This window comes from Actinomadura atramentaria DSM 43919, from assembly GCF_000381885.1.
GTDB classification, from domain to species: Bacteria; Actinomycetota; Actinomycetes; order Streptosporangiales; family Streptosporangiaceae; genus Spirillospora; species Spirillospora atramentaria.
The window spans coordinates 277800-303484 of record NZ_KB907210.1 but is presented as its reverse complement, the minus strand read 5'-3'; the positions used below and the strand labels follow the sequence as shown (position 1 = coordinate 303484).

General features: G+C 74.5%; 22 protein-coding genes. 17 read left to right on the top strand and 5 right to left on the bottom strand.

Annotated features, from left to right (window positions below):
- Positions 1-2: 2 nt before the first annotated feature.
- A complete protein-coding gene (priA, locus tag G339_RS0108755) occupies positions 3-722 on the top strand; it encodes a bifunctional 1-(5-phosphoribosyl)-5-((5-phosphoribosylamino)methylideneamino)imidazole-4-carboxamide isomerase/phosphoribosylanthranilate isomerase PriA (protein WP_019630693.1) in 720 nt (239 codons plus the stop codon).
- Entirely contained in the window at positions 722-1492 is a 771-nt protein-coding gene (hisF, locus tag G339_RS0108750; RefSeq protein WP_019630692.1) for an imidazole glycerol phosphate synthase subunit HisF, read from the top strand. Before priA ends, hisF begins: the two co-directional genes overlap by 1 nt.
- Before the next feature lie 37 nt (positions 1493-1529).
- Here the strand turns inward: hisF and G339_RS0108745 are convergent, their stop codons facing one another.
- Genes G339_RS0108745 through G339_RS0108725 form a run of 5 tightly spaced genes read right to left on the bottom strand, consistent with a single transcriptional unit; the run spans position 1530 to position 8772 of the window.
- Complete coding sequence (locus tag G339_RS0108745; protein ID WP_019630691.1) at positions 1530-2681, bottom strand: acyl-CoA dehydrogenase family protein; 1152 nt, start codon at positions 2679-2681, stop codon at positions 1530-1532.
- A gap of 17 nt (positions 2682-2698) precedes the next feature.
- A complete protein-coding gene (locus G339_RS0108740; protein WP_026341273.1) occupies positions 2699-3874 on the bottom strand; it encodes a winged helix DNA-binding domain-containing protein in 1176 nt (391 codons plus the stop codon).
- Between the two features lie 44 nt (positions 3875-3918).
- The gene (locus tag G339_RS0108735) at positions 3919-5160 is read right to left on the bottom strand and encodes a hypothetical protein (protein ID WP_240489784.1); all 1242 of its coding nucleotides are present in this window, start codon (positions 5158-5160) and stop codon (positions 3919-3921) included.
- A 49-nt stretch (positions 5161-5209) separates the two neighbouring features.
- The gene (locus G339_RS0108730) at positions 5210-7006 is read right to left on the bottom strand and encodes an ABC transporter ATP-binding protein (protein WP_019630688.1); all 1797 of its coding nucleotides are present in this window, start codon (positions 7004-7006) and stop codon (positions 5210-5212) included.
- On the bottom strand, positions 7003-8772 hold the full coding sequence (locus G339_RS0108725; protein WP_051107808.1) for an ABC transporter ATP-binding protein: 1770 nt from the start codon (positions 8770-8772) through the stop codon (positions 7003-7005). Before G339_RS0108725 ends, G339_RS0108730 begins: the two co-directional genes overlap by 4 nt.
- Positions 8773-9746: 974 nt before the next feature.
- Here G339_RS0108725 and G339_RS0108720 point away from each other — a divergent pair.
- The 15 genes from G339_RS0108720 to gltB all read left to right on the top strand — a co-directional run bounded on the left by G339_RS0108720 (position 9747) and on the right by gltB (position 25669).
- Entirely contained in the window at positions 9747-9953 is a 207-nt protein-coding gene (locus tag G339_RS0108720) for a cold-shock protein (protein WP_019630686.1), read from the top strand.
- A gap of 124 nt (positions 9954-10077) precedes the next feature.
- Complete coding sequence (gene hisI / locus G339_RS0108715; protein WP_157407436.1) at positions 10078-10461, top strand: phosphoribosyl-AMP cyclohydrolase; 384 nt, start codon at positions 10078-10080, stop codon at positions 10459-10461.
- Positions 10458-11096, top strand: a complete 639-nt coding sequence (locus tag G339_RS0108710) for a Trp biosynthesis-associated membrane protein (protein ID WP_019630684.1) — start codon at positions 10458-10460, stop codon at positions 11094-11096. The genes hisI and G339_RS0108710 overlap by 4 nt, the downstream gene beginning before the upstream one ends.
- A gap of 1 nt (position 11097) precedes the next feature.
- Positions 11098-11757 carry a winged helix-turn-helix transcriptional regulator gene (locus tag G339_RS0108705; RefSeq protein WP_019630683.1) on the top strand — a complete coding sequence of 220 codons (660 nt, stop codon included), beginning with the start codon at positions 11098-11100 and terminating at the stop codon, positions 11755-11757.
- 26 nt (positions 11758-11783) lie between these two features.
- Positions 11784-12218 (top strand): DUF2752 domain-containing protein, encoded by a 435-nt coding sequence (locus tag G339_RS0108700; protein ID WP_019630682.1) that lies wholly within the window; start codon positions 11784-11786, stop codon positions 12216-12218.
- Between the two features lie 100 nt (positions 12219-12318).
- Positions 12319-13125, top strand: a complete 807-nt coding sequence (trpC, locus tag G339_RS0108695) for an indole-3-glycerol phosphate synthase TrpC (protein ID WP_019630681.1) — start codon at positions 12319-12321, stop codon at positions 13123-13125.
- A gap of 117 nt (positions 13126-13242) precedes the next feature.
- Positions 13243-14496, top strand: a complete 1254-nt coding sequence (gene trpB / locus G339_RS0108690; protein ID WP_019630680.1) for a tryptophan synthase subunit beta — start codon at positions 13243-13245, stop codon at positions 14494-14496.
- Positions 14493-15314, top strand: a complete 822-nt coding sequence (trpA, locus tag G339_RS0108685) for a tryptophan synthase subunit alpha (RefSeq protein WP_019630679.1) — start codon at positions 14493-14495, stop codon at positions 15312-15314. Before trpB ends, trpA begins: the two co-directional genes overlap by 4 nt.
- A 161-nt stretch (positions 15315-15475) precedes the next feature.
- On the top strand, positions 15476-15973 hold the full coding sequence (locus G339_RS0108680; RefSeq protein ID WP_019630678.1) for a vitamin K epoxide reductase family protein: 498 nt from the start codon (positions 15476-15478) through the stop codon (positions 15971-15973).
- A 76-nt stretch (positions 15974-16049) separates the two neighbouring features.
- On the top strand, positions 16050-16820 hold the full coding sequence (locus G339_RS0108675) for a DsbA family protein (protein ID WP_019630677.1): 771 nt from the start codon (positions 16050-16052) through the stop codon (positions 16818-16820).
- A 113-nt stretch (positions 16821-16933) separates the two neighbouring features.
- Positions 16934-17710, top strand: coding sequence for a DsbA family protein (locus G339_RS0108670; protein ID WP_019630676.1), 777 nt, complete (start codon positions 16934-16936; stop codon positions 17708-17710).
- 49 nt (positions 17711-17759) lie between these two features.
- Positions 17760-18854, top strand: coding sequence for a prolipoprotein diacylglyceryl transferase (gene lgt / locus G339_RS0108665; RefSeq protein ID WP_019630675.1), 1095 nt, complete (start codon positions 17760-17762; stop codon positions 18852-18854).
- A 73-nt stretch (positions 18855-18927) separates the two neighbouring features.
- On the top strand, positions 18928-19722 hold the full coding sequence (locus G339_RS0108660) for a hypothetical protein (protein ID WP_019630674.1): 795 nt from the start codon (positions 18928-18930) through the stop codon (positions 19720-19722).
- Positions 19723-19751: 29 nt separating this feature from the next.
- Complete coding sequence (locus G339_RS0108650; protein ID WP_051107797.1) at positions 19752-20771, top strand: hypothetical protein; 1020 nt, start codon at positions 19752-19754, stop codon at positions 20769-20771.
- Positions 20772-21112: 341 nt separating this feature from the next.
- Positions 21113-25669 (top strand): glutamate synthase large subunit, encoded by a 4557-nt coding sequence (gltB, locus tag G339_RS0108645; protein WP_026341271.1) that lies wholly within the window; start codon positions 21113-21115, stop codon positions 25667-25669.
- Positions 25670-25685 lie beyond the last annotated feature (16 nt).

The window sequence follows — 25685 nt, the reverse complement described above, 5'->3', positions numbered from 1 at the left end:
CCATGACACTGACGCTCCTTCCCGCAGTCGACGTCGCCGACGGCCAGGCCGTCCGGCTGGTCCAGGGCGAGGCGGGCACCGAGACCTCCTACGGCGCGCCGCTGGAGGCCGCGCTGGCCTGGCAGCGCGCGGGCGCGGAGTGGATCCACCTGGTGGACCTCGACGCCGCGTTCGGGCGCGGCTCCAACCGCGACCTGCTCGCCGAGGTCACCGGGAAGCTCGACGTGAAGGTGGAGCTGTCCGGCGGCATCCGCGACGACGCGTCGCTGGAGGCCGCGCTCGCCACCGGCTGCGCGCGCGTCAACATCGGCACCGCCGCGCTGGAGAACCCCGAGTGGTGCCGCAGGATCATCGAGTCGCACGGCGACCGGATCGCGGTCGGCCTCGACGTGCGCGGCACGACGCTGGCCGCGCGCGGCTGGACGCGCGAGGGCGGCGACCTGTGGGAGGTCCTGGACCGGCTGGAGGCCGACGGCTGCCCGCGCTACGTCGTCACCGACGTCACCAAGGACGGCACGCTGCGCGGCCCCAACACCGACCTGCTGCGGCAGGTGTGCGCCCGCACCGACAAGCCGGTCGTCGCGTCCGGCGGCGTGTCCTCGCTGGACGACCTGCGCGCCCTGGCCGCCCTCACCGGCGACGGCGTCGAGGGCGCCATCGTCGGCAAGGCCCTGTACGCCGGGGCGTTCACCCTCGAAGAGGCGCTGGCGGCGGTCAAGTAATGGGCGTCGCGGTACGCGTCATCCCGTGCCTGGACGTGGACGCGGGACGCGTGGTGAAGGGCGTCAACTTCCAGAACCTCCGCGACGCGGGCGACCCGGTCGAGCTGGCGCGCCGCTACGACGCCGAGGGCGCCGACGAGCTGACGTTCCTCGACATCACCGCCTCCAGCGGCGACCGCTCCACCACCTACGACGTGGTGCGCCGCACCGCCGAGCAGGTGTTCATCCCGCTGACGGTCGGCGGCGGCGTCCGCACCGTGGAGGACGTGGACCGGCTGCTGCGCGCGGGCGCCGACAAGGTGTCGATCAACACCGCCGCCATCGCGCGGCCGGAGTTCCTGCGCGAGGCCGCGCACCGGTTCGGGTCGCAGTGCGTCGTGCTGTCGGTGGACGCGCGCCGCGTCACCGGCGACACCGTCACCGAGTCCGGCTACGAGGTCACCACGCACGGCGGGCGGCGCGGCACCGGCATCGACGCGGTCGAGTGGACGCGGCGCGGCGCGGAGCTGGGCGTCGGCGAGATCCTGCTGAACTCGATGGACGCAGACGGCACCAAGCACGGCTTCGACCTGGAGATGCTGGAGAGAGTCCGGGCGGCCACGACCGTCCCTGTGATCGCGTCGGGCGGCGCGGGCGCGGTGGACCACTTCGCCCCGGCCGTCGCGGCGGGCGCGGACGCGGTGCTGGCCGCGAGCGTGTTCCACTTCGGGGAGCTGACGATCGGGGACGTCAAGACGGCGCTGCGGGCGGCGGGGCACCCCGTCCGCTGAACGCGGGCCGGGCCGGGGCGACCGGCCCGGCCGCGCGTCAGCCGCGCGCGGCGCGCGCCAGGTGGCGGCCGATGACCATCCGCTGGATCTGGTTCGTCCCCTCGAAGATCTGCATGACCTTCGCCTCCCGCATGTACCGCTCCACCGGGAAGTCGCGCGTGTAGCCGTACCCGCCGAGGACCTGCACGGCGTCGGTCGTGACCCGCATCGCCGCGTCCGTCGCGACGAGCTTGGCGATGGACGCCTGCCGCGCGAACGGCAGGCCGCGGTCCTTGCGGCGCGCCGCGTCCAGGTACGTCGCGCGCGCCGACTCCACGGCCGCCGCCATGTCGGCCAGCAGGAACGCCAGGCCCTGGTTCTCGATGATCGGGCGGCCGAACTGCTCGCGCTCCGCGGCGTACGCCACCGCGCGGTCCAGCGCGCCCTGCGCCAGGCCGACCGCGCACGCGGCGATGCCGAGGCGGCCCGAGTCCAGTGCGGCGAGCGCGATCGGGAAGCCCTCGCCGTCCGCGCCGATGCGGCGGTCCGCGGGGACGGGCGCGTCGTCGAAGTGGAGCTGCGCCGTCGTGGAGCCGGTCAGGCCCATCTTGCGCTCCGGCGCGCCGAACGTCAGGCCCGGCTGGTCGCCGTCCACCAGGAAGCACGAGATGCCGCGGCCGCCGTCGTCGGACGTGCGGGCGAACAGGACGTAGAAGTCCGCCTCGCCGCCGTGCGTGATCCACATCTTCGTCCCGGTGACGCGGTACACGTCGCCGTCGCGGACCGCGCGGGTCGACAGCGCGGCCGCGTCCGACCCGGCCTGCGCCTCCGACAGCGCGTACCCGCCGAGCAGGTCGCCGCCGAGCATGTCCGGGAGCCGCCCGCGCAGCGCGTCCGCCCCGAACGAGTGCGGCGCGAAGCACGACAGCGTGTGGACGCTCACGCCCACCGCGACCGACGCCCACACCGCGCCGATCTCCTCCAGCACCTGGAGGTACACCTCGTACGGCTGCCCGCCGCCGCCCGCGTCCTCCGGGTACGGCAGGCCGAGCAGGCCCGCCCGGCCGAGGACGCGGAACGCCTCGCGGGGGAACGCCGCGTCGCGCTCGGCGCCGGCGGCGCGGGGCGCGAGCTCCTTCGCGGCGATCTCGCGGGTCAGCGCGATCAGGTCCTCGGCTTCGGGCGTGGGCAGCATGCGTTCGACGGCCATGCGGACATCTTGGCGCGTCAGGCCGTCAGCTCGCGCTGCAGGGGGGTCCGGAAGCGGGGGACCGCCCGCACGCCGCCGTAGAACGCCGCGACGCGCTCGGCCTCGGCGGCGACGGCCTTCCGCGCGTCCGCGCCCGCGTCCTCCAGGAACCGGACGGCGATCTCCCCGTCCGCGCGCTGCGCCCAGCCGCCCACGATCCGGCCGTCCCACCAGACGGTGGGGCCGATGTTGCCGTTGCGGTCGAACAGGGCGGGGGCGTGCGGGCCGAGGAACCAGTCGCGGTCCTTCCAGCCCATCGGCGTCGGGTCGAGGGCGGGCAGCACGGCGGCCCACGGTTCCGGGGCCTCGACCGGGTCGGTGTCGTCGGCCAGCAGGAGGCCGGGGCCGCCGTCCAGCGCGACCTCGACCGTGTCGATCCTGTCGAGCGCCGCGCGGACCTGGGCGGCCGTCCAGCCCGTCCACCACCGCAGGTCCGACTCGGGGGCCGGGCCGAACGCGCGCAGCCACTCCCGCGCCAGCGCCGCGCGCGCCGCCGGGGCGGGCATCACCGGGACGCCGCCCGGAATCCACGCCTCGACCGGGGACCACACGTACCGGCTGCTGATCCACGAGCCGTTCGGGCGGCCCCGCACGACGCGGCCCTGCGCGCCCAGCACGACCAGCACCCACGTCGTGATGCTCGTCGGCTTGGAGTACGCCTTGCCCGGCGCCGGATCGACGAGCGTGCGCAGCACCGGAACCCGCGCGCTGAGCTGCGCGCCCGTCGCCGCGCCGAGCTCCAGCAGCGCCGCGTGGGCCTGCTCGGCGGCGTCCGCCAGGAACGCGGACCCGTCCGCCGCGACGCCCTCCCGCTCGACGAACCGCGCGTACGTGCGCAACTGCCTGGCCGCCAGATCGTCCGAGCACGCCGCCTGGAACACCGGCGCGGTCTCCACCGGCACCACGAACATCGTCCGCCGCATCGCCAGCGTCCGCAGCAGGACCCGGTCGTCGTACAGGGCCGCCTCCACCGCGCCGGGCTCCAGCGTCCGGCCGCGCGCCGCCGCCGACAGGTACACCGTCGCCGGGTCCGTGGCGTGCAGCGCCACCAGCGCCCGCGCGACCTCCGCCGGGTCGTCCGTCCGGTGCTCCGCCGCGAGCCGGTGGCGCACCGCGAGCCTCGCGCGCCGCTCGGCCGTACTGATCGTCCGCATGGCGCGCAGCGTAGCCGCCCGCCCCGACAGGACGGGCCGCGCGCTCACAGCAGGCGGGCCGCCGCGGCGGCGCGCACCTCCGCGTCCTCCGCGCCGTCCGACTGCAACCGCAGCAGCCGGACCTCCGTGTCCTCCGTGCGCGGCACCGCCCGCACCGCGACCTCCCGCACGCCCTCCTCGCAGTCCCACAGGCCCTCGACCGTGAACGCCTCCGCCGTGTGCGGGGCCGTCCGCGTCAACGCCGTCAGCACGCGCGGACGCAGATACGAGTACAGCGACTCCGTCCACGCCGCCTTCAGCAGCGGCACCGCCTCACCCGCCCGCAACCGGCCCAGCCCCTCGATCGGATTCACCGCGCCCGACCAGTCGCCCATGTCCAGCGCGCCCCGCAGCACCTCCATCAGCAGCGGGATGTCCTGCCGCGTCCCGTGCCGCGCGACGATGTCCAGCCCCACGTCCCGGCACTCCCGCGACACCGCCCACGACCGCGCCCGCGGCAGCGTCTCCGGCCCGTACTCCCGCACCACCCGCGCCATCGCGCCCCGCCACCGGCTCGGCCGGCTCGGCAGCAGCTCCTCCGCCAGATCCAGCAGCCCCGGCGCGCGCCGCCGCCCCAACTCGAAGATCGCCGCGACCGACTCGTCCGCGCACGCCCGCGCCAGCTCCAGCAGCTCCGCGTCCGACCGGTCCCCGCACGCCGCCCGCCGCTCCGGCCGCCGCCCCACCCGGTCCCGATTACGGGCCAGCGCCGCCGCCATCCGCGGATGCCGCGCCACCCAGCCCGCCAGCACCGGATTCGCCTGGTCCACCACCAGCCAGCCCAGCGCGCCGTCGTCGCACCGCGCCAGCACCAGCTCGTCCAACCCCACCGTCAACGACGGATCACGCAGCTCCGCCAGCGCCTCCACCGCGTCGAACCAGTGCGTGCCCTCCTCCGCGTACCCGCGCAGCACCCACGCCGCCTCCCGGCGGCTCAACCGCACCAGGTCCGCCAGCACCTCCAGCGCCAGCCGCGCCCGCGAACCGTCCTCGTCCGACACGTCCGCCGCGTCGAACAGATGCTCCGCCAGCGGACCCACCGGCATCTCCAGGTCCACCATCAACCGCGCGTAGTACAGCGAACGACGCTCGCACTGCCGATCCCACCGCGGATCGCGCCGCACGCAGTCGTACACCAGCTCCGCCGCGCCCCGACGCTCCGCCGCCCGCCGCGCGGCACGACCCAGGCCCCGCTGCAACTGACCGTGCAGCGTGCTCGCCGCTTCCTTGATGACATCATCGCTCACCTGGCCAGAATGCGCAGAGGACGACATAAGGGCAAGTCCTTTCTGGCGTTCACCTGCTCCAGGACGCGTACAGGTCCGCGTAGGCGCCCGGCGTCCCGGCCAGGGCCGTGTGGGGGCCGCGCTGGACGATGCGGCCGGCGTCGAAGACGATCACCTCGTCCGCGGACTCGGCCGTGGAGAGGCGGTGGGCGATGGAGATCGCGGTCCTGCCCCGGGTCAGGTTGTCGAGCGCCCGCTGGATTCTCGTCTCCGTCGCCGGGTCCACGGCCGACGTCGCCTCGTCCAGGACCAGAAGGTCCGGGTCGGCCAGGTAGGCGCGGGCCAGGGCCACCAGTTGGCGTTCGCCGGCGGACAGCGACTCGCCGCGCTGGCCCACGGGGGTGTCCAGGCCGCGCGGGAGGCCGTCCAGCCAGTCGGCCAGGCCCAGGTCGGTGAGGGCGCGGCGGACGTCCTCGTCGGACGCGCCGGGGCGGCCGAACCGGATGTTGTCGGCCAGCGGCGCGTCGAACAGGAAACCGTCCTGCGGAACCATGACGATCCGCTCCCGCAGCGACGAGAACCGCACCCGGTCGAGCGGCACGCCGTCCACCAGGACGCGGCCCGACGCCGGGTCCATCAGCCGGGTCAGCAGCTTCGCGAACGTCGTCTTGCCCGAACCGGTCTCGCCGACGACGGCGATCCGCGAGCGCGGCGCGATCACCGCGTCGACGTCGTGCAGCACCGTCGGACCGCCCGGGTACGCGAACGAGACGCCCTCGAACCGCACCTCGATCGGCCCCCGCGCGAGCGACGTCCCGGCCTCGCCCGGGTCCGCGACGTCCGGCGCGGTGTCGAGCACGCCGAGCACCCGCCGCCAGCCCGCGATGGCGTTCTGCGCGTCGTTGAGGACCTCGGTGGCCGTCTGCATCGGGCTGACGAACAGCGTCACCAGGAACAGGAACGCCACCAGCTTCCCGGCGCTGAGGTGCCCGCCGACGCCCAGCAGCGTCCCGGCCACCACGACGCCCGCCGTCGCGGCCGCCGCGACCAGCTCGCTCGTCGGGAACGTCAGCGCCACCATCGCCTGCGCGCGCGTCTGCGCGGCGCGGTGCCCGTCGACGGCCGCGTCCACCCGCCGCGACGTGCGCTCCTGCGCGCCGTACGCGCGGATCACCGCCGCGCCGACCACCGACTCGCTGACGGCCGCGAGCAGGTCGCCCATCCGCTCCCGCACCCTCGTGTACGCGGCCGAGATGAGCCGCTGGAACCGCCGCAGCGCGAACGCCAGCGGCACGAACGCCGCCCAGACCAGCAGCGCCAGCGGCCACGAGTAGACGGCCATCAGGATCGTCGCGATGACGAGCTGCCCCGCGGACATGATCATCATCAGTCCGCCGTACTGCATGAAGTTGCTGATCTGGTCCACGTCGCCGGTCACGCGCGACACCAGCGCGCCGCGCCGCTCACCGCTCTGCGTCAGCATCGACAGATCGTGGACGTGCCGGAACGCCCGCACGCGCAGGCTCGTCAGCCCCGACTCCGACGTCCGGTACAGCCGGACGTTCATCGCGTACGCGCACGCCGCCGTCAGCAGCACCGCCACCGCGCACACGAGCACCATCAGCCGGACGAACCCCAGGTCGGGCTCGCCGCCGGACAGGCCCCGGTCGATGGTCTGCTGCACCGCGACGGGCACGACCACCCGGCCCGCCGTCGCCAGCAGCGCCAGCAGCACCGTCACCGCCAGGCCCGCCCGGAACTCCGGGCTGAGCGCCATGCCGCGCCGCAGGGTGCGCAGCGCGCCCTCGGTCTCCGCCGTGTCGTCCAACCCCGTCGCCGGGGCCGCCTTCTCCACCGCCGTCGTCATCGCACGGCCTCCTCGCCGCTCGCGCCGCGCTCCGCCGCCCGCTCCGCCTCGGCCCGCTCGTAGGCGGTGACGAGGTCGCGGTAGCCGGGGGAGCGTTCCAGCAGGTCCGCGTGCGTCCCGCGCGCGCCGACCCGGCCGCGCTCCAGGAACACGACCTCGTCGGCCAGCGCGATCGTCGCCTTCCGGTAGGCGACCACCAGGACGGTCGCGCCCGCGCCGTCCTCGGCGAGGCCGCGCAGGCCCGCCAGGATGCGCGCCTCGACCTGCGGGTCCACGCTGGACGTCGCGTCGTCCAGCACCAGCAGCCGGGGCCGCCGCACCAGCGCCCGCGCCAGCGCGAGCCGCTGCCGCTGGCCGCCCGACAGCGTCGCGCCGCGCTCGCCGACCCGCGTGTCCAGGCCGTCCGGGAGACCGGCGGTGAACCCGTCCGCCTGCGCGAGCCGCAGCGCCTCCCACACCCGCTCGTCGGGGACGTCGAGGCCGAGCGTGACGTTGCCGCGGACCGTGTCGTCGAACAGGAACGCCTGCTGCGGGACGAGCGCGGCGGCGGCCGGGACCGCGTCCGCGCCCAGTTGCCGCACGTCGGCGCCGTCGAGCAGGACCGTGCCCGCCTCCGGGTCCACCAGCCGCACCACCAGCGACGTCAGCGTGGACTTGCCCGACCCGGTCGTCCCGACGACCGCGACGGTCCGGCCGGGCGCGGCGTCGAACGACACGCCCCGCAGCACCTCGCCGTCGCCGTAGCCGAACCGGACGTCGCGGACCTCCAGCGCGAGCGGGCCGTCGCCGGGCAGGCCCGCCGCGCCGTGCGGCATCGCGGCCCGCTCGTCCAGCACCGCCCGGACCCGCCGCCAGCCGACGACGCTGCGCGGCACGTCCGCCAGCACCCAGCCGAGCGCGCGGATCGGCCACGACAGCAGCGTGAACAGGTACGCGACGCTCACCAGGTCGCCCGCCGACATCGCGTGCGACTCCAGCCGCGCGGACCCGACCAGCAGGACGGCCAGCACGCCGAGGTTCGGCAGCGCCTCCAGCATCGGGTCCAGCAGGCCGCGGACGCGCCCGACCGCGATGTTGGCGTCCCGCAGCTCGCGGGCGCTGCGCGCGAACCGCTCGGTCTCGGCGGCCTCCCGGCCGAGCGTCTTGACGACCAGGCCGCCCTCGAAGCTCTCGTGCGCGACCTCGCTGACCTCGCCGCGCAGCCGCTGCGCGCGCGTCGCGGCCGGGGCGAGCCGCCGCTGGTACAGCAGGTTCAGTAGCGCGACGGCCGGGAACACGCAGAACGCCACGATCGCGACGACGGGGTCCACGAGCACGATCGCCACCGCCGCGATGACGAGCATGACGAGCACGCCCACCGCCATCGGCAGCGGCGCGAGCGGCGCCCACGCCGCCTCCACGTCCGCGTTGGCGTTCGACAGGAGCTGCCCCGCCGGGTGCCGCTGGTGCCACGCCGCCGGGAGCTCCAGGTACCGGCGCGTCACGGCCCGCCGGTACGCGGCCTGCATCCGGTACTGCATGAGCCCGGCGTAGAAGCGGCGGCCCGCCACGCCGATCGCCTTGAAGAACGCCACGGCGACGATCGCCAGCGCGGCGGCGGTCAGCGCGCCCGCCGTCGCACGGCCCTCCGCGAACGCGGGCAGCACGACGCGCCCGGTGACGCGGCCGAGGACCTGCGCGGTCCCGACGGTCGTCGCCGCGTACAGCGCGCTCGCCCCGACGGCGAGCGCGAACACGCGGGGCTCGGCCCGGACGGCGACCGCCATCACCCCCAGCCCCTCGCGGAGCACGCGGGGGTTCACGCGTCTGGGCGCGGTCGTATCAGTGGACGGCACGGCGGACTCCTCGTCGTTCCCTGGGGCACGGCACGGACCCCCGCGAGGCGCTTCGCGGGGGTTCGGCCCGGTATTGCCTACCATCCGTCGATCCCAGGTATTCCCGGAGTCAAGGACGGGCCGCCGCGCCGGGCCGCCGCGCGGCCCGCAGCCGGGGGACGGGCGGCGGCGCGGCGGGCGCGCGGGGGGATTCGCCGGAGGGCCTCCCGCGACCGCGCCGGAGGGGCTTCCGGACGGACACGAAATCGCCGTCGCGGTCGACTTCTTTGTTCATCACGGGCAGATCCCGGCCGCCACGTCGTGCGCGCGGCGGAGCATCGCGCCACCGGCCGCGGAGGAAACGTTGTGAGCCGGTATAAAAATTGACCGTTTTGTCCTAAAGAAAGTGAGCAGGCGCGGCGACTCCCGACCGTCCCGCCGCGTCCCGCCGCCGCCGCGCCGGCGCGTCCGGGGCGCCCGAACGCCCCTGACCGGCGCGGGTCGGCGGCCCGTCGCGGCGTGTCGGGACGGGCCGCGTCCCGCCTGCGCGCCCGCCGCGCGTCCGCCGCACCTGTCCCGTGGTCAGGGCCTCGCCGTCAGGTTCGCGACAGGCCGTCCAGCGCGCTGATCACCGGCTCGACCGGCCCCGTCAACGGCCCTGACGGAGAGCGGTTGGGGATTTTGACCGGCCGGTTCGCCGAGGGAAGAATCACGGACCTTGCCGCCCCTCCGTTTTACGCGGAACCGGTGATACGGTGGGGTCGTCGGTTGCAGTCGTGGTTCTCGATCGTTTGTCCAGACGCCCGCGGACTGATGACAGCGGGCGTTTTGGCTTTTCCGGGACCGTACCGGAGGCGAGAGCGTTCCGCGGCGACCGCGCCGGGCCCGCGAGGTGTGGGCCCATGTTTTGCCGCAAGGAGAAAGACATGCCCCAGCAGGGCACCGTGAAGTGGTTCAACGCCGAAAAGGGCTTCGGCTTCATCGCCGTCGACGGCGGCGGACCGGATGTCTTCGTGCACTACTCGGCGATCCAGTCCTCCGGGTACCGGACGCTGGACGAGAACCAGCGCGTCCAGTTCGAGGTGACGCAGGGTAACCGCGGCCCGCAGGCCGACCAGGTGACCCCCCTGTAGCACCACACAGTCGTCAGTTCGAGGCCCGCGCGCCCTTCGGGGAGCGCGGGCCTCGTGCTGTCCCGGGGCGGCCTCCCGCGCGGGATGGACCGCGCAGCCGCCGCCGCGGGGCACAATGGAGGGCATGTCCGTTCGCCCGTCCAATCTGGACCCCACGATCGCCGATCGCCTCAAGCGCGACCCGAACGGCCTGGTCGCGGCCATCGCCCAGCAGTACGACACCGGTGAGGTGCTCATGCTCGGCTGGATGGACGACGAGGCGCTCCACCGCACCCTCACCACCGGCCGCTGCACCTTCTGGTCGCGCAGCCGCCAGGAGTACTGGGTGAAGGGCGAGACCTCCGGCCACCAGCAGTGGGTGAAGTCCGTCGCCCTCGACTGCGACGGCGACGCCCTGCTCGTCAAGGTCGACCAGGTCGGCGGCGCGTGCCACACCGGGGACCGCACCTGCTGGGACGCCGACGTGCTCGACGCCGTGGTGGGGGAGCGTCCCGCCGCGTCCGCATGACCGCGCCCGACGCGCCCGCCGCCCCGCGCACGCCGCCCGCCCGCGAGCGCGGCCTGACCGCGCTGCTGTGCGCGGCGGGCGCGGGGCTGACGCTGCTCGCGGCGGGCCGCCCGTGGGCGACCGTCCACGCGCGCGGCACGATCACCCCGGTCACCCAGCACCTCACCGGCGGCGACCTCGGCGGCGCGGCGGGCGCGCTCGGCTGGGCCGGGCTCGCCGGGCTCGCGGCGCTGTTCGCGGTGCGCGGCCGGGTCCGGTCGGGCGTCGGCGCGCTGCTGGCGGTGTTCGGCGTCGCGATCGTCTACGCGGCGGTCACGGCGGCCGGGCACGGCCACGTCATCGACGTCGCCGCCGACAAGAGCGCGCTGCTGCGGCTCGGCGGCCGCCTCCAGGTGCAGACGACGCGGTGGTGGCTGGTGTCGGCGTCCGGCGGGGTGCTGATGGCGGCCGCGGGGCTCGTCACGCTGGTGCGCGGGGCGCGCTGGCCGGGCCTGTCGGCGCGCTACGAGCGCACCGCCGCCGCGCCCGAGCGCCCGGCGGCGGAGGACGCGCCCGCCGCCGCGCCCGAGGACGCCGCCGCGCTGTGGAAGTCGCTCGACCGCGGCGAGGACCCCACCGCCGCCCGCCGTCCGTGACGTGACGCCGTCCCCTTCCGCGGGGCAGGGCGGGCTCGTCCTGCTCGCCGAGCACGACGCGGGCGTCGCCGAACTCGAGCGCCGCTACCTGGCCCGCGAGGGCTTCGAGGTCGAGATCGAGCGCGACCCCGGGCGCGCGCCCGAGCGGGCCGCCCGCGCCCGCCCCGCCGCCGTCGTCCTGGACGTGTCGACGGCCGCCGACCCCGCCGACCTGTACCGGCGCACCGCCGCCGCCGGGCCGCCGGTGGTGTGCGCCGCCGACCCGGGAACCGCCGCCGACCTCGGCCCGCACCGGCTGACCCGCCCGTTCGGGCCGCGCGCGCTCGTCGCCGCCGTCACCGCCGCGCTGCGCGCCGCCGACGGCCCCGCCCCCGCGCCGCTGCGTGCGGGCGCGCTCGTCTTGGACCCGGCCGCGCGCACCGCCGGGGTGGGGGAGCGGCCGGTTCCGCTCACCGCCACCGAGTTCGACCTGCTGCGGTTCCTGGTCGGGAACCCCGGCCGCGTCTTCACCCGCGACCAGTTGCTCGCGGCCGTGTGGGGCCCGGCGTCGGCGTCGGGCAGCCGGACGGTGGACGTCCACGTCGCGCAGTTGCGCGCCAAGCTCGGCGCGGACGGGCGCATCCGCACGGTGCGCGGCGTCGGGTACGTGCTCGACGCCTGACCGCGGTCCCGTCCTACCCTGGTGGGGTGACCGAAGCGCCGAGCGTCCGCCGTCCCGCCGCGCCGCGCGCCCGCGCGCTGGCCCGCCCCGTCGCCGTCGCCGCCGGCACGGCCGCCGCCGCGACGCTGATCGGCCTGGTCGACCCGCACCAGCCCGGCCACTACCCGGGCTGCCCGTTCCTGGCGCTGACGGGGTTCTACTGCCCCGGCTGCGGCGGGCTGCGGATGGTGAACTCGCTCGTCCACGGCCACGTGGGGACGGCGTTCGGCTCGAACCCGCTGGCGCTGCTGGCCCTGCCGGTCGCGCTGTACCTGTGGGGGCGGTGGACGTGGCTGGCCGCGCGCGGCGAGCGGATGCGGTCGGCGCTGTACCGGCCCGCGGTGGGCTGGGCGGCGGTCGGGCTCGCGCTCGTGTACTGGATCGTCCGCAATCTCCCGTTTGCGCACTTCCTCGCGCCCTAGGCGTTTTCCTGGGTGTTCGAGCGGCGGCCCCGAGGTTCGGGAGCGTCCGACCCTGCGGATACGATCGGGGCACCGATCGACCGGACTTGGGGGACACAGCGTGAGCGTGCTCGACGAGATCATCGAGGGCGTGCGTGCCGATCTCGCCGAAAGGCAGCGGGAGACGTCGCTCGACGACCTCAAGGCCAGGGCCGCCGCGGCCCCCGCCCCCCGCGACGCGCTCGCCGCGCTGCGCGGCCAGGGCGTCGGGGTGATCGCGGAGGTCAAGCGCAGCAGCCCGTCCAAGGGCGCGCTCGCCGCCATCGCCGACCCCGCCGCGCTCGCCCGCGACTACGAGGCCGGCGGCGCCAAGGTCATCAGCGTCCTCACCGAGGGCCGCCGGTTCGGCGGCAGCCTCCAAGACCTCGCCGACGTCCGCGCCAACGTGGACGTCGCGGTCCTGCGCAAGGACTTCATCGTCACCTCCTACCAGCTCTGGGAGGCGCGCGCGTACGGCGCGGACGTCGCCCTGCTCATCGTTGCCGCCCTCGACCAGCAGGCCCTGGTGTCGCTCGTGGAGCGCGCCGAGTCGATCGGGCTGCTGCCGCTCGTCGAGGCGCACACCGAGGAGGAGGTCGCCCGCGCGGTGGACGCGGGCGCGAAGGTCGTCGGGATCAACGCCCGCGACCTGAAGACCCTCCGCGTCGACCGCGAGGTGTTCGCCCGGCTCGCCCCGCTCGTCCCCAAGGACGTCGTGAAGATCGCCGAGTCCGGCGTGCGCGGCCCGCACGACCTGCTCGCCTACGCCTCGGCCGGGGCCGACGCCGTCCTGGTGGGGGAGAGCCTGGTGCGCGGCCGCGATCCGCGCGCCGCCGTCGCGGACCTCGTCGCCGCCGGGGCGCACCCCGCGCTGCGGCAGGGAAGCTGACCGGGAACCGGTAGGGTACGGGGCATGCTGATGGAGCCGCTGCGCGAGCGATGGCGGGCCGTCCCGACGTCGCACTGACCGGACCGCCTTCCATCGCCTGACAGGACGCATTCTCTGATGACCATCCACTCCGAGCGCGGCTCCGCCGTGCCCGCCGACGACGCCGCGGCCGTCCCCGACGCCGCCGGGCGGTTCGGGATCTTCGGCGGGCGCTTCGCCCCCGAGGCCCTGATGGCCGCCCTCGACGAGCTGACGACCGAGTTCCAGGCCGCCCTGCGCGACCCGGTGTTCACCGCCGAGCTGAACGAGCTGCTCGCCACCTACGCCGGCCGCCCCAGCCTGGTCACCGAGGCGCGCCGCTTCGGCGCCGAGGCGGGCGGGGCGCGGGTGCTGCTCAAGCGCGAGGACCTCAACCACACCGGCTCCCACAAGATCAACAACGTGCTCGGGCAGGCGCTGCTCGCCCGCCGCATGGGCAAGACCCGGCTCATCGCCGAGACCGGCGCGGGCCAGCACGGCGTCGCCACCGCGACCGCAGCCGCGCTGCTCGGCCTGCGCTGCACGGTGTTCATGGGCGAGGTCGACACCGAGCGGCAGGCCCTGAACGTCGCGCGGATGCGGATGCTCGGCGCCGAGGTCGTCCCGGTCAAGACCGGGAGCCGCACGCTGAAGGACGCCGTGAACGAGGCGTTCCGCGACTGGGTCGCCACCGTCGAGGACACCCACTACTGCGTGGGCTCCACGATGGGCCCGCACCCCTTCCCGCTGATGGTCCGCGAGTTCCACCGCGTCATCGGCGTCGAGGCCCGCGCGCAGGTCCTGGAGCTGACCGGGCGGCTGCCCGACGCCGTCCTGGCGTGCGTCGGCGGCGGGTCCAACTCCATCGGGGCGTTCCACGCGTTCATCCCCGACGAGTCCGTCCGGCTCATCGGCTTCGAGGCCGCCGGGGACGGCGTCGAGACCGGCCGCCACGCCGCGACCGTGACCGGCGGGTCCGTCGGCGTCATCCACGGGATGCGCACCTACCTCCTCCAGGACGAGGAGGGCCAGACGATCGAGTCCCACTCGATCTCCGCCGGGCTCGACTACCCCGGCGTCGGCCCCGAGCACTCCTGGCTGCACGACACCGGCCGCGCCGAGTACCGGCCGATCACCGACGCGCAGGCGATGGAGGCGTTCGCGCTCCTGTGCCGCACCGAGGGCATCATCCCGGCGATCGAGTCCGCGCACGCGCTGGCCGGGGCGCTCCAGGTCGGCCGCGAGCTCGGCCCGGACGCGGTGCTGCTGGTCTGCCTGTCGGGCCGCGGCGACAAGGACATGCACACGGCCGCCGCGTACTTCGGCCTGATGCCGGAGGACGACGCGCGATGACCGCCACCGTGAAGGCCGCCTACGACCGGGCGCGCGACGAGGGCCGGGCCGCGCTCGTCGGCTACTTGCCCGCCGGGTTCCCCAGCGTGGACGGCGCGATCGACGCCGCCAAGGCGATGGTGGACGCGGGCTGCGACGTCATCGAGGTCGGCCTGCCCTACAGCGACCCGCTGATGGACGGCCCCACCATCCAGGACGCCGTCCACCGCGCCCTGACCGGCGGCGCGCGCGTCGCCGACGTGTTCCGCACGGTCGAGGCCGTCGCGGCGACCGGCGCGGCGACGCTCGTCATGACGTACTGGAACCCCGTCGACCGCTACGGCGTGGACGCGTTCGCCCGCGACCTGGCGTCGGCGGGCGGCGCCGGGCTGATCACGCCGGACCTCACGCCGGAGGAGGCCGGGCCGTGGCTGGCGGCGTCCGACGCCCACGGCCTGGACCGGGTGTTCCTCGTCGCGCTCAGCTCCACCGACGAGCGCATCGACGCGATCACGCAGGTCTCGCGGGGCTTCGTGTACGCCGCGTCGCTGATGGGCGTCACCGGGGCCCGGTCCGCCGTGGACACCGGCGCGCCCCGGCTCGTCGAGCGCACCCGCGCGATCATCGACAAGAACGGCCGCGACCTGCCGGTCGGCCTCGGGCTCGGGGTGAGCGACGGGGCGCAGGCCGCCGAGGTCGCCGGGTTCGCCGACGGCGTCATCGTCGGGTCGGCGTTCATCCGCCGCCTGCTGGACGCGCCCGACGCCCGCGCCGGGGTCGAGGGCGTCCGGGCGCTGGCCGCCGAGCTCGCCGCGGGGGTCCGCGCGGGCCGCGCCTGACCGCTGCTCCGCCGCGCCGCCCGCGGCCCCGGAACCGGGGCCGCGGGCGGCGCGGCGTTCGTACGCGGACCTTATGCGAGGTCCCTTAAGGTGTGTCCGGGCCGCGTCGGCGGTCCCGGCATCGTCCACGTGCGGTCGTGCAGGAACGCGGAGGAGACGGCATGGTGCAGCGCGTCGAGGCGCAGGAGGACGGGACGTCCGGTCGGTCCCGGCCGCCCGCCGCGCCCGGATGGTTCGTGTGGCCCGCGTGGCTGCTCACCCTCGTCGGGCTCGGCATCTCGATCTACCTGACCGTGTCGCACTACCGGCCGGGCGCGCTGGTGTGCTCGGCGACGGGCGCGCTCGACTGCGGCCTGGTCACGACCAGCAAGTACTCCAAGCTGCTCGGCATCCCGATGCCGCTGCTCGGCCTGGCGTTCTTCGTCGGCTTCGCGGTGCTGCTGACCCCGCCGCTGCTGCGGTCGGCGAACCCGCTGTTCCGCTGGGCGCGGCTCGGCGCGGTGTGCGTCGGCGTGCTGTTCGTGGTGTACCTGATCACGGCCGAGGTGATCCTGCGGCATCTGTGCCCGTGGTGTACCGGAGTCCATACCGTCACTATCCTGCTATTCGTCCTTGTCCTGTCCGACGAGTTCCGGCGGATCGGCCAGATCGACGACTGACCGGCGCGCCGCGGTCCCGCGGCGGCCCCGACCCGTCCACCAGGGCGGCGGCCCTGGAATCCCCGAGGAGAACCCCATGAGCAAGGCCGCACGGGAGCGGTCCGCGCGCGAGCGGCTGGCCGTCGAGCGCCAGAAGCAGGCGGCGCGGCAGAAGCAGATCCGGCTGATCTCGGCCGTCGTCGGCGCGGTCGTCGCCATCGCGGCCGTCGTCGCCGTCGTGGTGGTCGTCCTCGACCAGAAGAGCAAGCGGAACCAGGTCGCCGAGCCGTACACCGGTCCGCAGGCGCCGCTCACCCGCGAGTCGGACGGGTCGATCACGATGGCCAAGCCGGGCGTCGCCAAGCCGGTGCTGGAGATCTTCGAGGACTTCCAGTGCCCGGCCTGCCAGCAGTTCGAGAAGACGCTGGGCGGGGACGTCAAGAAGCTCGCGTCCGAGGGCAAGGTCAAGGTCGTCTACCGGCCGTTCCACCTGTTCGGGGGGCAGCCCGACCCGCTGAAGACCCAGTCGCTGCGGTCCGCGGCGGCGGCGCTGTGCGTCCCGGCGGCGCAGTGGCTCTCGTACCACGACGCGCTCTACAAGTTCCAGCCGGTCGAGGGCACCAAGGGCTTCGCGATCAAGGACCTGGTGTCGTGGGGCGAGGACGTCGGCGTCAAGGACGCCAACTTCGCCAAGTGCGTCACCGACCAGCAGAAGGTCCCCGAGGTCACCACCATGACCGACTACGCGCTGAAGACCCGCAAGGTCGAGAGCACTCCGACGCTGTTCCTTGACGGCAAGGAGATCAACGACCAGCAGAAGGCCGACCTCGCCGGCGCCATCGCCGTCGCGGCCGCCGCCGACAAGTAGGCACCCCCGGACGCCCGGGCCGCCGCATCCCGGCGGCCCGGGCGCTCGCGTCCCCGGATGATCACGCACAGTAATGTCTGTAGGAGATCATCCGGCGGGGGAGCGGGGGAGCGATGGGCGGCAGGGACGGACGGCCGGGGCGCGGCACGGCCCGGGATCGGCTCGCGGCGGACCGCGAGCGGGCGCGGGTGCGGCGGCGCAGACGGCGCGGGCTGACGGTCCTGCTGCTCGCGGTCGTCGTCCTGGCCGTCGCGGCGGTCGTCGTCGCGGTCGTCATCGGGAACCGCGCCGACAAGGAGCCCGAGGCGTACCACGGGCCGGTCGCGCCGGTCGCGCGGCAGGACGACGGGTCCACGGTCATGGCCGAGAAGGGCGTGACCAAGCCGGTGCTGGAGATCTTCGAGGACTTCCAGTGCCCCGTCTGCCGGTCCGTCGAGGAGACCAGCGGCCCGACGATCAAACGGCTCGCCGCCGAACGCCGCGTCCGCGTCGTCTACCGGCCGTTCCAGCTCTTCCAGGGCGCGCGGCTGGAGCCGCTGTCGTCCAACAGCCGGCGCGCGGCGAACGCCGCACTGTGCGCGCCCGCCGACCACTGGCTCGCCTACCACGACGCGCTGTACGCCAACCAGCCGCGCGAGGGAACGGACGGCTTCTCCCCGGACGACCTCGTCAAATGGGGCCGCGAGGCCGGGATCACCGACGCCGCGTTCGAGGGGTGCGTCCGCAACCTGGGGCAGGCGGCGAAGCTGGAGCAGATGACCGCGTACGCGCAGCAGCACGGCGTCGAGGCGACGCCCACCGTCCTGCTCGACGGCGCGCAGGTCGGCGTCGGGACGCTGCGCGACCCCGACGCGCTGGCCAAGGCGATCGGGGAGCGCCCCCGCGCCTGATCGGAGGGACGGCCGTGGCGGTGCCCGGAAAGGGGTAACGTCATCGCTCATGCAGCCGCTCGCGTACATCCCGAGCCCCGAACACAACGTCTGGCACCTCGGGCCGTTCCCGCTCCGCGCCTACGCGCTCATGATCATCCTGGGCATCGTCGCCGCCGTGTGGCTCGGCGAGCGACGGTGGGTCGCCAAGGGCGGCCGCCCCGGCGTGATCATCGACGTCGCGGTGTGGGCCGTGCCGTTCGGCCTCGTCGGCGGGCGGCTCTACCACGTCATCACCGACTACCAGCGGTACTTCGGGTCCGGTGGGGACCCGCTGCGGGCGCTGGAGATCTGGAAGGGCGGCCTCGGCGTCTGGGGCGCGATCATGCTCGGCGCGGTCGGCGCGGTGATCGGCTGCCGCCGCCAGGGCATCTCCGCGCTCGCGCTCGCCGACGCGGTCGCGCCCGGCATCGCGCTCGCGCAGGCGATCGGGCGGTGGGGCAACTACTGGAACCAGGAGCTGTACGGGCGTCCATTGCACGCCTGGTGGGCCGTCGAGATCGACCCCGACCACCGCGAGCTGCGCTACGCGGACGTCGCCACGTACCACCCGACGTTCCTGTACGAGTCGCTGTGGTGCCTCGGTGTCACCGTCCTGGTCATCTGGGCGGGCCGCCGGTGGAACCTGACGCACGGGCGGTCGTTCGCGCTGTACGTCGCGGCGTACACGGTCGGGCGGGGCTGGGTCGAGGCGCTGCGGGTGGACGACGCGCACCACATCCTCGGGCTGCGGCTGAACGACTGGACGTCGATCGTGATCTTCCTGGGCGCGGTCGCGTACCTGTACCTGGCGCGCAACCGGACGGGCGTGGAGAACGTCGGCGCGGAGCCCGTCGAGGACGGCACCGGGGACGGGCCCGCCGAGGACGGACCGGCGAAGGTCGATCTGGCGAAGGACGAGTCGCCGAACGACGAGCTTGCGAAGGACGAGCCGGACGCGTCCGGCGAAGCCGAGCCGGCGAAGGACGCCGAGCCGGCCGAGCCCGCGACCAAGGACGCCGAGCAGGACGAACCCGAGGCCGGGGCGCGGGACGACGAGCCCGCAGACGAGCCCGTGCGGGCCGCCGACGCGGGCACGTCCGAGCGGGTCAAGGACGCTCCCTGACCATCTGTCCGGAAATCCGGATGAAACGTCCTTTTGTGAGCGCGCGGTGTTCCGGTGCCGCTAGGCTCCCGGTGTGATCGAGGCGCGCGACTCAGGCTCGGCCCGGACCACGTCCGGCGCCGACGGGAAGGACGACCGGCCCGCGGGGAAGGACCCGCGCGGCGGCCCCCGCCCCCTGCTCCTCTACGGCGCGGCGGCCCTGGTGGTCGTCCTCGCGGCCGTCGGCGCCGGGGCGTTCTTCCTCACCCGGGGCGACGACCCCAAGCCGGTGCCCCGGATCAACCCGACGGCCTACACCCCCGAGTACGACGGCGAGGGGATGGGCGCCATCGCCCAGCGCAGCGCCGACCCGCGCGCGGTGACGCTCGACGAGGTCTTCGGCGCCGACACCAAGGCGGTGCGGGGCAACGGCTTCTCGTTCACCCTCGCCGGAACGGACCTGGCGACGGACTGCGCGTCCGCGACGTGGGGCGACCGGCTCCACCAGGAGCTGGCCAAGGCGGGCTGCCGGGCCGTCGTGCGCGGCGCGTACGTGACGGCCGACCACGCGTTCGTCGGCCAGTTCGCGGCGATCGACCTGGCGAGCGAGGACGGCGTCCGGCAGATCCTGCGGGTCCTCGACCCGGCGACCGCGTCGGGGTTCCTGCTGCCGCTGCGGGCGTCCGGCGCGCCGGACTTCGCGCCCGGGTTCAGCGCGGCGTACGCGCAGACCTACGGGCACTACGCGGTCGTGAGCTGGGTGCAGCGCGCGGGCGGCGGCAACCCCAAGTCGCTCAACGAGATGATCAACGCGAGCCTCCCGGTGGAGAAGCCCGCCGACTTCGTGTGGGCGCGGGTGCAGATGGCCGACGGCAAGGACGGCAAGTGACCGTCCGGTCCGGACGGTAGGGCGCCGGCGTGGAGGACGAGGAACGGGTGCGCGGCGCGGCCCGCCGCCGGACCGCGGGCCAGGCCCGGCCGGTGCGCGGCGGCCGCCCCCGCGACCGGCAGGCGCGGTCCGGTCGCCGTCCGGCGCGGCGTACGACGTCCCGGACGGCCGACGCGCGGGCGGACGCCCGCGCCCAGCGGCCCGCCGAGCCGCCGCGCGAACCCCGCGACGACCGCGCCCCGGCCACCCGGAAGCGGCCCCCGGCCCGCCCGCGCGGCGGGATCACGTTCGGTCCGCGCATGTACTTCGCGGTCGCCGGGGCGCTGGCGCTCATCGCGGTCGTCGCCGTGCTGGTCGTCGTGTCCGGCGGCGGCGACGAGGCGCCGCGCCGCGCCGCCGTCCCGCGCGTCACGAACGTGCCGCAGAGCGGCGGATCGCCCGCGTCCTACTCCAGCTCCCCGAGCGGCCCGGCGTACGCGGGCATCACGGCCCGTTCCGAGGACGCGGCCCCGCTGACGGAGGCCGAGGCGTTCCCCGCGTCGGCCGCGCGCCTCGACTCGGCGGACGGACCGCGGCTGACCCTCCGCGCGAAACGCCTGGACGCCGACTGCTCGGCGGCGGTGTGGGGGACGGGCCTGGCGACCGAGCTGGCCCGGTCCGGTTGCACGCAGGCGGCCCGGACCCTGTACTCGGCGGCGTCCCCGAAACCCGGCTACGCGCTGGCGGTGACGGTGTTCAACCTGGCGGCCTCCGCCGACGCGGACCGCCTGGTCGCGGGCCTGGACGCGGGTCGCGGCGGCGGTTTCGTCCGGCCGCTGGACGGCTCGGGCGGCTCGGGCGGCAGGGACCGCGCGACCGCCGCGGCGGCGGGGGCGTTCGGCGGCGCGTTCAGCATGGCGCGCGGCCTGGCCGTGGGCCACTACGCGGTGGTGGCGTGGTCGGCGCGGCTGGACGGTTCGGGCGACGAGTCCGACACGGCGCTGCTCGGCCTGCTGATCGAGGGCTGCAAGGCCCCGGGCGCGCTGGGCCGCGCGGCGCGCGCCGGATAGCCGTTCCCGGCGCGGCGGGCGGGCAGGCGCGGACCGTCCGCACGACGGCCCCGCCGGAAGCCGTGGATTCCACGGCCCTATCGCGCTTTCCGCGCGTCAAACCTCGGAAGCCGGTGATGATGATCACCCGATCCGTCGCCGGATGCCCGTAATGCGGCTATGTATTCTGGTCTATACCACTGACGGCGCCGATGGATCGGATGCGACGAAGAAGGTTCGCGATCTGGTCCAGTCGGGCATCTTCCCGGCAGTGATGTAAGGTCTTCACACCGCAGCAGGGCCAACGTCGTCCCGGACTGCACTGACCTCGAAGCAGTGACACGACGACGACGGGAGGGTTGATGGCTGCTGCTGCCCTCACACCGGGCCGCCCCCAGGACCAGGGCCTCTACGACCCGGCGAACGAGCACGACGCCTGCGGCGTCGGCATGGTGGCGGATCTGCACGGTCGCAAGAGCCACGACATCGTGCACAACGCCCTGACCGTCCTGAAGAACCTGGACCACCGCGGCGCGGTCGGCGCCGAACCCGACGACGGCGACGGCGTCGGCATCCTCGTCCAGATCCCGGACGCGTTCTTCCGCGAGGTCTGCGACTTCGCGCTCCCGCCGGCGGGCGCCTACGCCGCCGGCATCGCCTTCCTGCCCGCCGACGCGCAGGAGCGCGCCGACGCGGTCGCGCACATCGAGAAGCTGTGCGCCGAGGAGGGCCTGGCCCCCCTCGGCTGGCGCGAGCTGCCGTTCGACCCGAACTTCGCGGGTCCGGCCGCGCGCCGCGTGATGCCGCACTTCGCGCAGTTCTTCGTCACGGCCGCCGCCGACGGCCCGCACGCGGGCAGGACCGGCCTGGAGCTGGACCGCGTCGTGTTCTGCATGCGCGAGCGCGCCGAGCAGGACGTCGCGGTGTACTTCCCGAGCCTGTCGAGCCGCACGATCGTCTACAAGGGGATGCTCACCACCCCGCAGCTCGAACCGTTCTTCCCCGACCTGTCCGACCGGCGCTTCACCAGCGCCATCGCGCTCGTCCACTCGCGGTTCTCCACCAACACGTTCCCGGCGTGGGAGCTGGCGCACCCGTACCGGTTCGTCGCCCACAACGGCGAGATCAACACGGTCAAGGGCAACCGGAACTGGATGCGGGCGCGCGAGGCGCTGCTGAAGTCCGACCTGTTCCCCGGCGACCTGTCCCGCATCAACCCGGTCATCGACATCGAGGCCAGCGACACCGCCTCGTTCGACGAGTGCCTGGAGTTGCTGCACCTCGGCGGCCGGTCCCTCCCGCACGCCGTGCTGATGATGATCCCCGAGGCGTGGGAGAACCACACCGAGATGGACCCGGCGCGCCGGGCCTTCTACGAGTTCCACTCCACCCTCATGGAGGCGTGGGACGGCCCCGCCAGCGTCACCTTCACCGACGGCACCGTCGTCGGCGCGGTCCTGGACCGCAACGGCCTGCGCCCCGGCCGCTACTGGGTGACCGACGAGGGGTTCGTCGTCCTGGCCAGCGAGGCCGGCGTCCTGGACATCCCCGCCGAGAACGTCGTCCGCAAGGGCCGCCTCCAGCCCGGCAAGATCTTCCTCGTCGACACCGCCGCCGGGCGCATCGTCGAGGACGACGAGGTCAAGGCCGAGCTCGCCGCCGAGCACCCCTACGGCGAATGGCTGCACGACGGGCTCGTCCGGTTCGAGGAGCTGCCGCGCCGCGAGCGCGAGATCCCCACCCACGAGACCCTCGTCAAGCGCCAGCAGACGTTCGGGTACACCCTCGAAGAGCAGCGGATCATCCTGTCGCCGATGGCGCGGACCGGCGCCGAGCCGATCGGGTCGATGGGCACCGACACCCCCATCGCCGTGCTGTCGGAGCGCCCCCGCCTGCTGTTCGACTACTTCAAGCAGCTCTTCGCGCAGGTCACCAACCCGCCGCTGGACGCCATCCGCGAGGAGATGGTCACCAGCCTGCAGTCCACCCTCGGCCCCGAGGGCAACCTGCTCGACCCCGGACCGCACTCCTGCCGCCGCCTCGTGCTGCCCACCCCGATCCTGGACAACGACGAACTGTCCAAGATCATCCACATCGACGACGAGGGCTCCCTCCCGCACCTGCGCGCCCACGTCGTCCACGGCCTCTACGAGGTCGCGGGCGGCGGCGAGGCCCTGCAGGCCCGGCTGGAGGAGATCTGCGCCGAGGTGTCCCGCGAGATCGTCGCGGGCGCGCGGCTCATCGTCCTGTCCGACCGCGGGTCGGACTCGGCGTACGCCGCGATCCCCTCGCTGCTGCTCACCGGCGCCGTCCACCACCACCTGATCCGGGAGAAGACCCGCACGCAGGTCGGCCTGGTCGTCGAGACCGCCGACGCCCGCGAGTGCCACCACATGGCGCTGCTCATCGGGTACGGCGCGTCCGCGATCAACCCCTACCTCGCCATCGAGACCGTCGAGGACCTGGTCGCGACCGGCGCGCTCACCGGCGTCGACGCGCCCACCGCCGTCCGCAACCTCGTCAAGGGGTACGGCAAGGGCGTCCTGAAGGTCATGTCGAAGATCGGCGTCTCGACCGTCGCGTCCTACACCGGCGCGCAGATCTTCGAGTCCATCGGCCTCGGCTCCGAGGTCGTCGACCGCTGCTTCACCGGCACCACCTCCCGGCTCGGCGGCGTCGGCTTCGACGTCATCGCCACCGAGGTCGCCGAGCGGCACCGCAGGGCGTACCCGCCGGGCGGCAACGAGGCGTCGCACCGCACCCTGGAGGTCGGCGGCGAGTACCAGTGGCGGCGCGAGGGCGAACTGCACCTGTTCAACCCGGACACGGTGTTCAAGCTCCAGCACGCCACCCGCACCCGCCGGTACGAGATCTTCAAGGAGTACACCGGCCGCGTCGACGAGCAGTCCGAGAAGCTCATGACGCTGCGCGGCCTGTTCCGGCTCAAGGAGGGCGCGCGCCCGCCGGTGCCGATCGACGAGGTCGAGCCCGTATCGGAGATCGTCAAGCGGTTCTCCACCGGCGCGATGTCCTACGGCTCCATCTCCGCCGAGGCCCACGAGACCCTCGCCATCGCGATGAACCGCCTCGGCGGCAAGTCCAACACCGGCGAGGGCGGCGAGGACCCGCGGCGCTTCACCCCCGACGAGAACGGCGACCTGCGCCGCAGCGCGATCAAGCAGGTCGCGTCCGGCCGGTTCGGCGTCACCTCCGAGTACCTCACCAACGCCGACGACATCCAGATCAAGATGGCGCAGGGCGCCAAGCCCGGCGAGGGCGGCCAGCTCCCCGGCCACAAGGTGTACCCGTGGGTCGCCAAGACGCGGCACTCCACGCCCGGCGTCGGCCTCATCTCGCCGCCGCCGCACCACGACATCTACTCGATCGAGGACCTCGCGCAGCTCATCCACGACCTGAAGAACGCCAACCCGGCGGCGCGGGTCCACGTGAAGCTCGTCGCCGAGGTCGGCGTCGGGACCGTCGCGGCCGGGGTCTCCAAGGCCCACGCCGACGTCGTCCTGATCTCCGGCCACGACGGCGGCACCGGCGCGTCCCCCCTCACCTCCCTCAAGCACGCCGGCGCCCCCTGGGAGCTGGGCCTGGCCGAGACGCAGCAGACGCTGCTGCTCAACGGGCTCCGCGACCGCATCGTCGTGCAGGCCGACGGGCAGATGAAGACCGGCCGCGACGTCGTCGTCGCCGCGCTCCTCGGCGCCGAGGAGTTCGGCTTCGCGACCGCGCCCCTGGTGGTGTCCGGCTGCGTCATGATGCGCGTCTGCCACCTCGACACCTGCCCGGTCGGCGTCGCCACCCAGAACCCCGTCCTGCGGCAGCGGTTCTCCGGCAAGCCCGAGTTCGTCGTCAACTTCTTCGAGTTCATCGCCGAGGAGGTCCGCGAGTACCTGGCGGCCCTCGGGTTCCGGTCCCTGGACGAGGCCATCGGCCGCGTCGAGCTGATCGACACCCGCGACGCGGTGGACCACTGGAAGGCGTCCGGCCTCGACCTGTCGCCGATCCTGCACCGCCCCGAGCTGCCCGCGGGCGCGTCCCTGCGCCAGACCACCGTCCAGGACCACGGCCTGGACAAGGCGCTGGACAACACCCTCATCCAGCTCGCCGAGGGCGCCCTGGCGTTCGGCGACAAGGTCAAGCTCGACCTGCCCATCCGCAACGTCAACCGGACCGTCGGCACCATGCTCGGCCACCGGCTGACCGCCAAGTGGGGCGGCGAGGGCCTGCCCGACGACACCATCGACATCTCCTTCACCGGGTCGGCGGGCAACTCCTTCGGCGCGTTCGTCCCCCGCGGCATCACCCTGCGCCTCACCGGCGACGCCAACGACTACGTCGGCAAGGGGCTGTCCGGCGGGCGCATCACCCTGCGGCCCCCGCAGGACGCGCCGTTCGAGGCCGAGCACCAGATCATCGGCGGCAACGTCCTGCTGTACGGCGCGACGTCCGGCGAACTGTTCGCCCGCGGCGTCGTCGGCGAACGGTTCTGCGTCCGCAACTCCGGCGCGACCGCCGTCGTCGAGGGCGTCGGCGACCACGCCCTGGAGTACATGACCGGCGGCCGCGCCGTCATCCTCGGCCCCACCGGGCGCAACGTCGCGGCGGGCATGTCGGGCGGCATCGCCTACGTGCTCGACCTCGCCGCCGCCCGCGTCAACCCCGAGATGGTCGACCTGGAACCGCTCACCGCCGAGGACGACGCGTTCGTCCGCGGCCTGGTCGAACGGCACGCCGCCGAGACCGGCTCCACCGTCGCCGCCGCGCTCCTCGCCGACTGGGAGAGCGCCGCGGCCCGCCTCACCAAGATCATGCCGCGGGACTACCGGCGCGTCCTGCAGGCGGCCGAGGCCGCCCGCGCCGAGGGCCGCGACGTCGACGAGGCCATCATGGCCGCCGCACAGAGCTGAAAGGGGGGATCTCGCA

Coding starts and splice junctions, on each gene's coding strand:
- G339_RS0108745 (WP_019630691.1), bottom strand. CDS start 2,681: ATGGCCGTCGAACGCATGCTGCCCACGCCCGAAGCCGAGGACCTGATC.
- G339_RS0108720 (WP_019630686.1), top strand. CDS start 9,747: ATGCCCCAGCAGGGCACCGTGAAGTGGTTCAACGCCGAAAAGGGCTTC.
- G339_RS0108680 (WP_019630678.1), top strand. CDS start 15,476: ATGGTGCAGCGCGTCGAGGCGCAGGAGGACGGGACGTCCGGTCGGTCC.
- hisI (WP_157407436.1), top strand. CDS start 10,078: ATGTCCGTTCGCCCGTCCAATCTGGACCCCACGATCGCCGATCGCCTC.
- G339_RS0108725 (WP_051107808.1), bottom strand. CDS start 8,772: ATGGCGGTCGCCGTCCGGGCCGAGCCCCGCGTGTTCGCGCTCGCCGTC.
- priA (WP_019630693.1), top strand. CDS start 3: ATGACACTGACGCTCCTTCCCGCAGTCGACGTCGCCGACGGCCAGGCC.
- hisF (WP_019630692.1), top strand. CDS start 722: ATGGGCGTCGCGGTACGCGTCATCCCGTGCCTGGACGTGGACGCGGGA.
- G339_RS0108740 (WP_026341273.1), bottom strand. CDS start 3,874: ATGCGGACGATCAGTACGGCCGAGCGGCGCGCGAGGCTCGCGGTGCGC.
- G339_RS0108670 (WP_019630676.1), top strand. CDS start 16,934: ATGGGCGGCAGGGACGGACGGCCGGGGCGCGGCACGGCCCGGGATCGG.
- lgt (WP_019630675.1), top strand. CDS start 17,760: ATGCAGCCGCTCGCGTACATCCCGAGCCCCGAACACAACGTCTGGCAC.
- G339_RS0108730 (WP_019630688.1), bottom strand. CDS start 7,006: ATGACGACGGCGGTGGAGAAGGCGGCCCCGGCGACGGGGTTGGACGAC.
- trpA (WP_019630679.1), top strand. CDS start 14,493: ATGACCGCCACCGTGAAGGCCGCCTACGACCGGGCGCGCGACGAGGGC.
- G339_RS0108710 (WP_019630684.1), top strand. CDS start 10,458: ATGACCGCGCCCGACGCGCCCGCCGCCCCGCGCACGCCGCCCGCCCGC.
- trpB (WP_019630680.1), top strand. CDS start 13,243: ATGACCATCCACTCCGAGCGCGGCTCCGCCGTGCCCGCCGACGACGCC.
- G339_RS0108675 (WP_019630677.1), top strand. CDS start 16,050: ATGAGCAAGGCCGCACGGGAGCGGTCCGCGCGCGAGCGGCTGGCCGTC.
- gltB (WP_026341271.1), top strand. CDS start 21,113: ATGGCTGCTGCTGCCCTCACACCGGGCCGCCCCCAGGACCAGGGCCTC.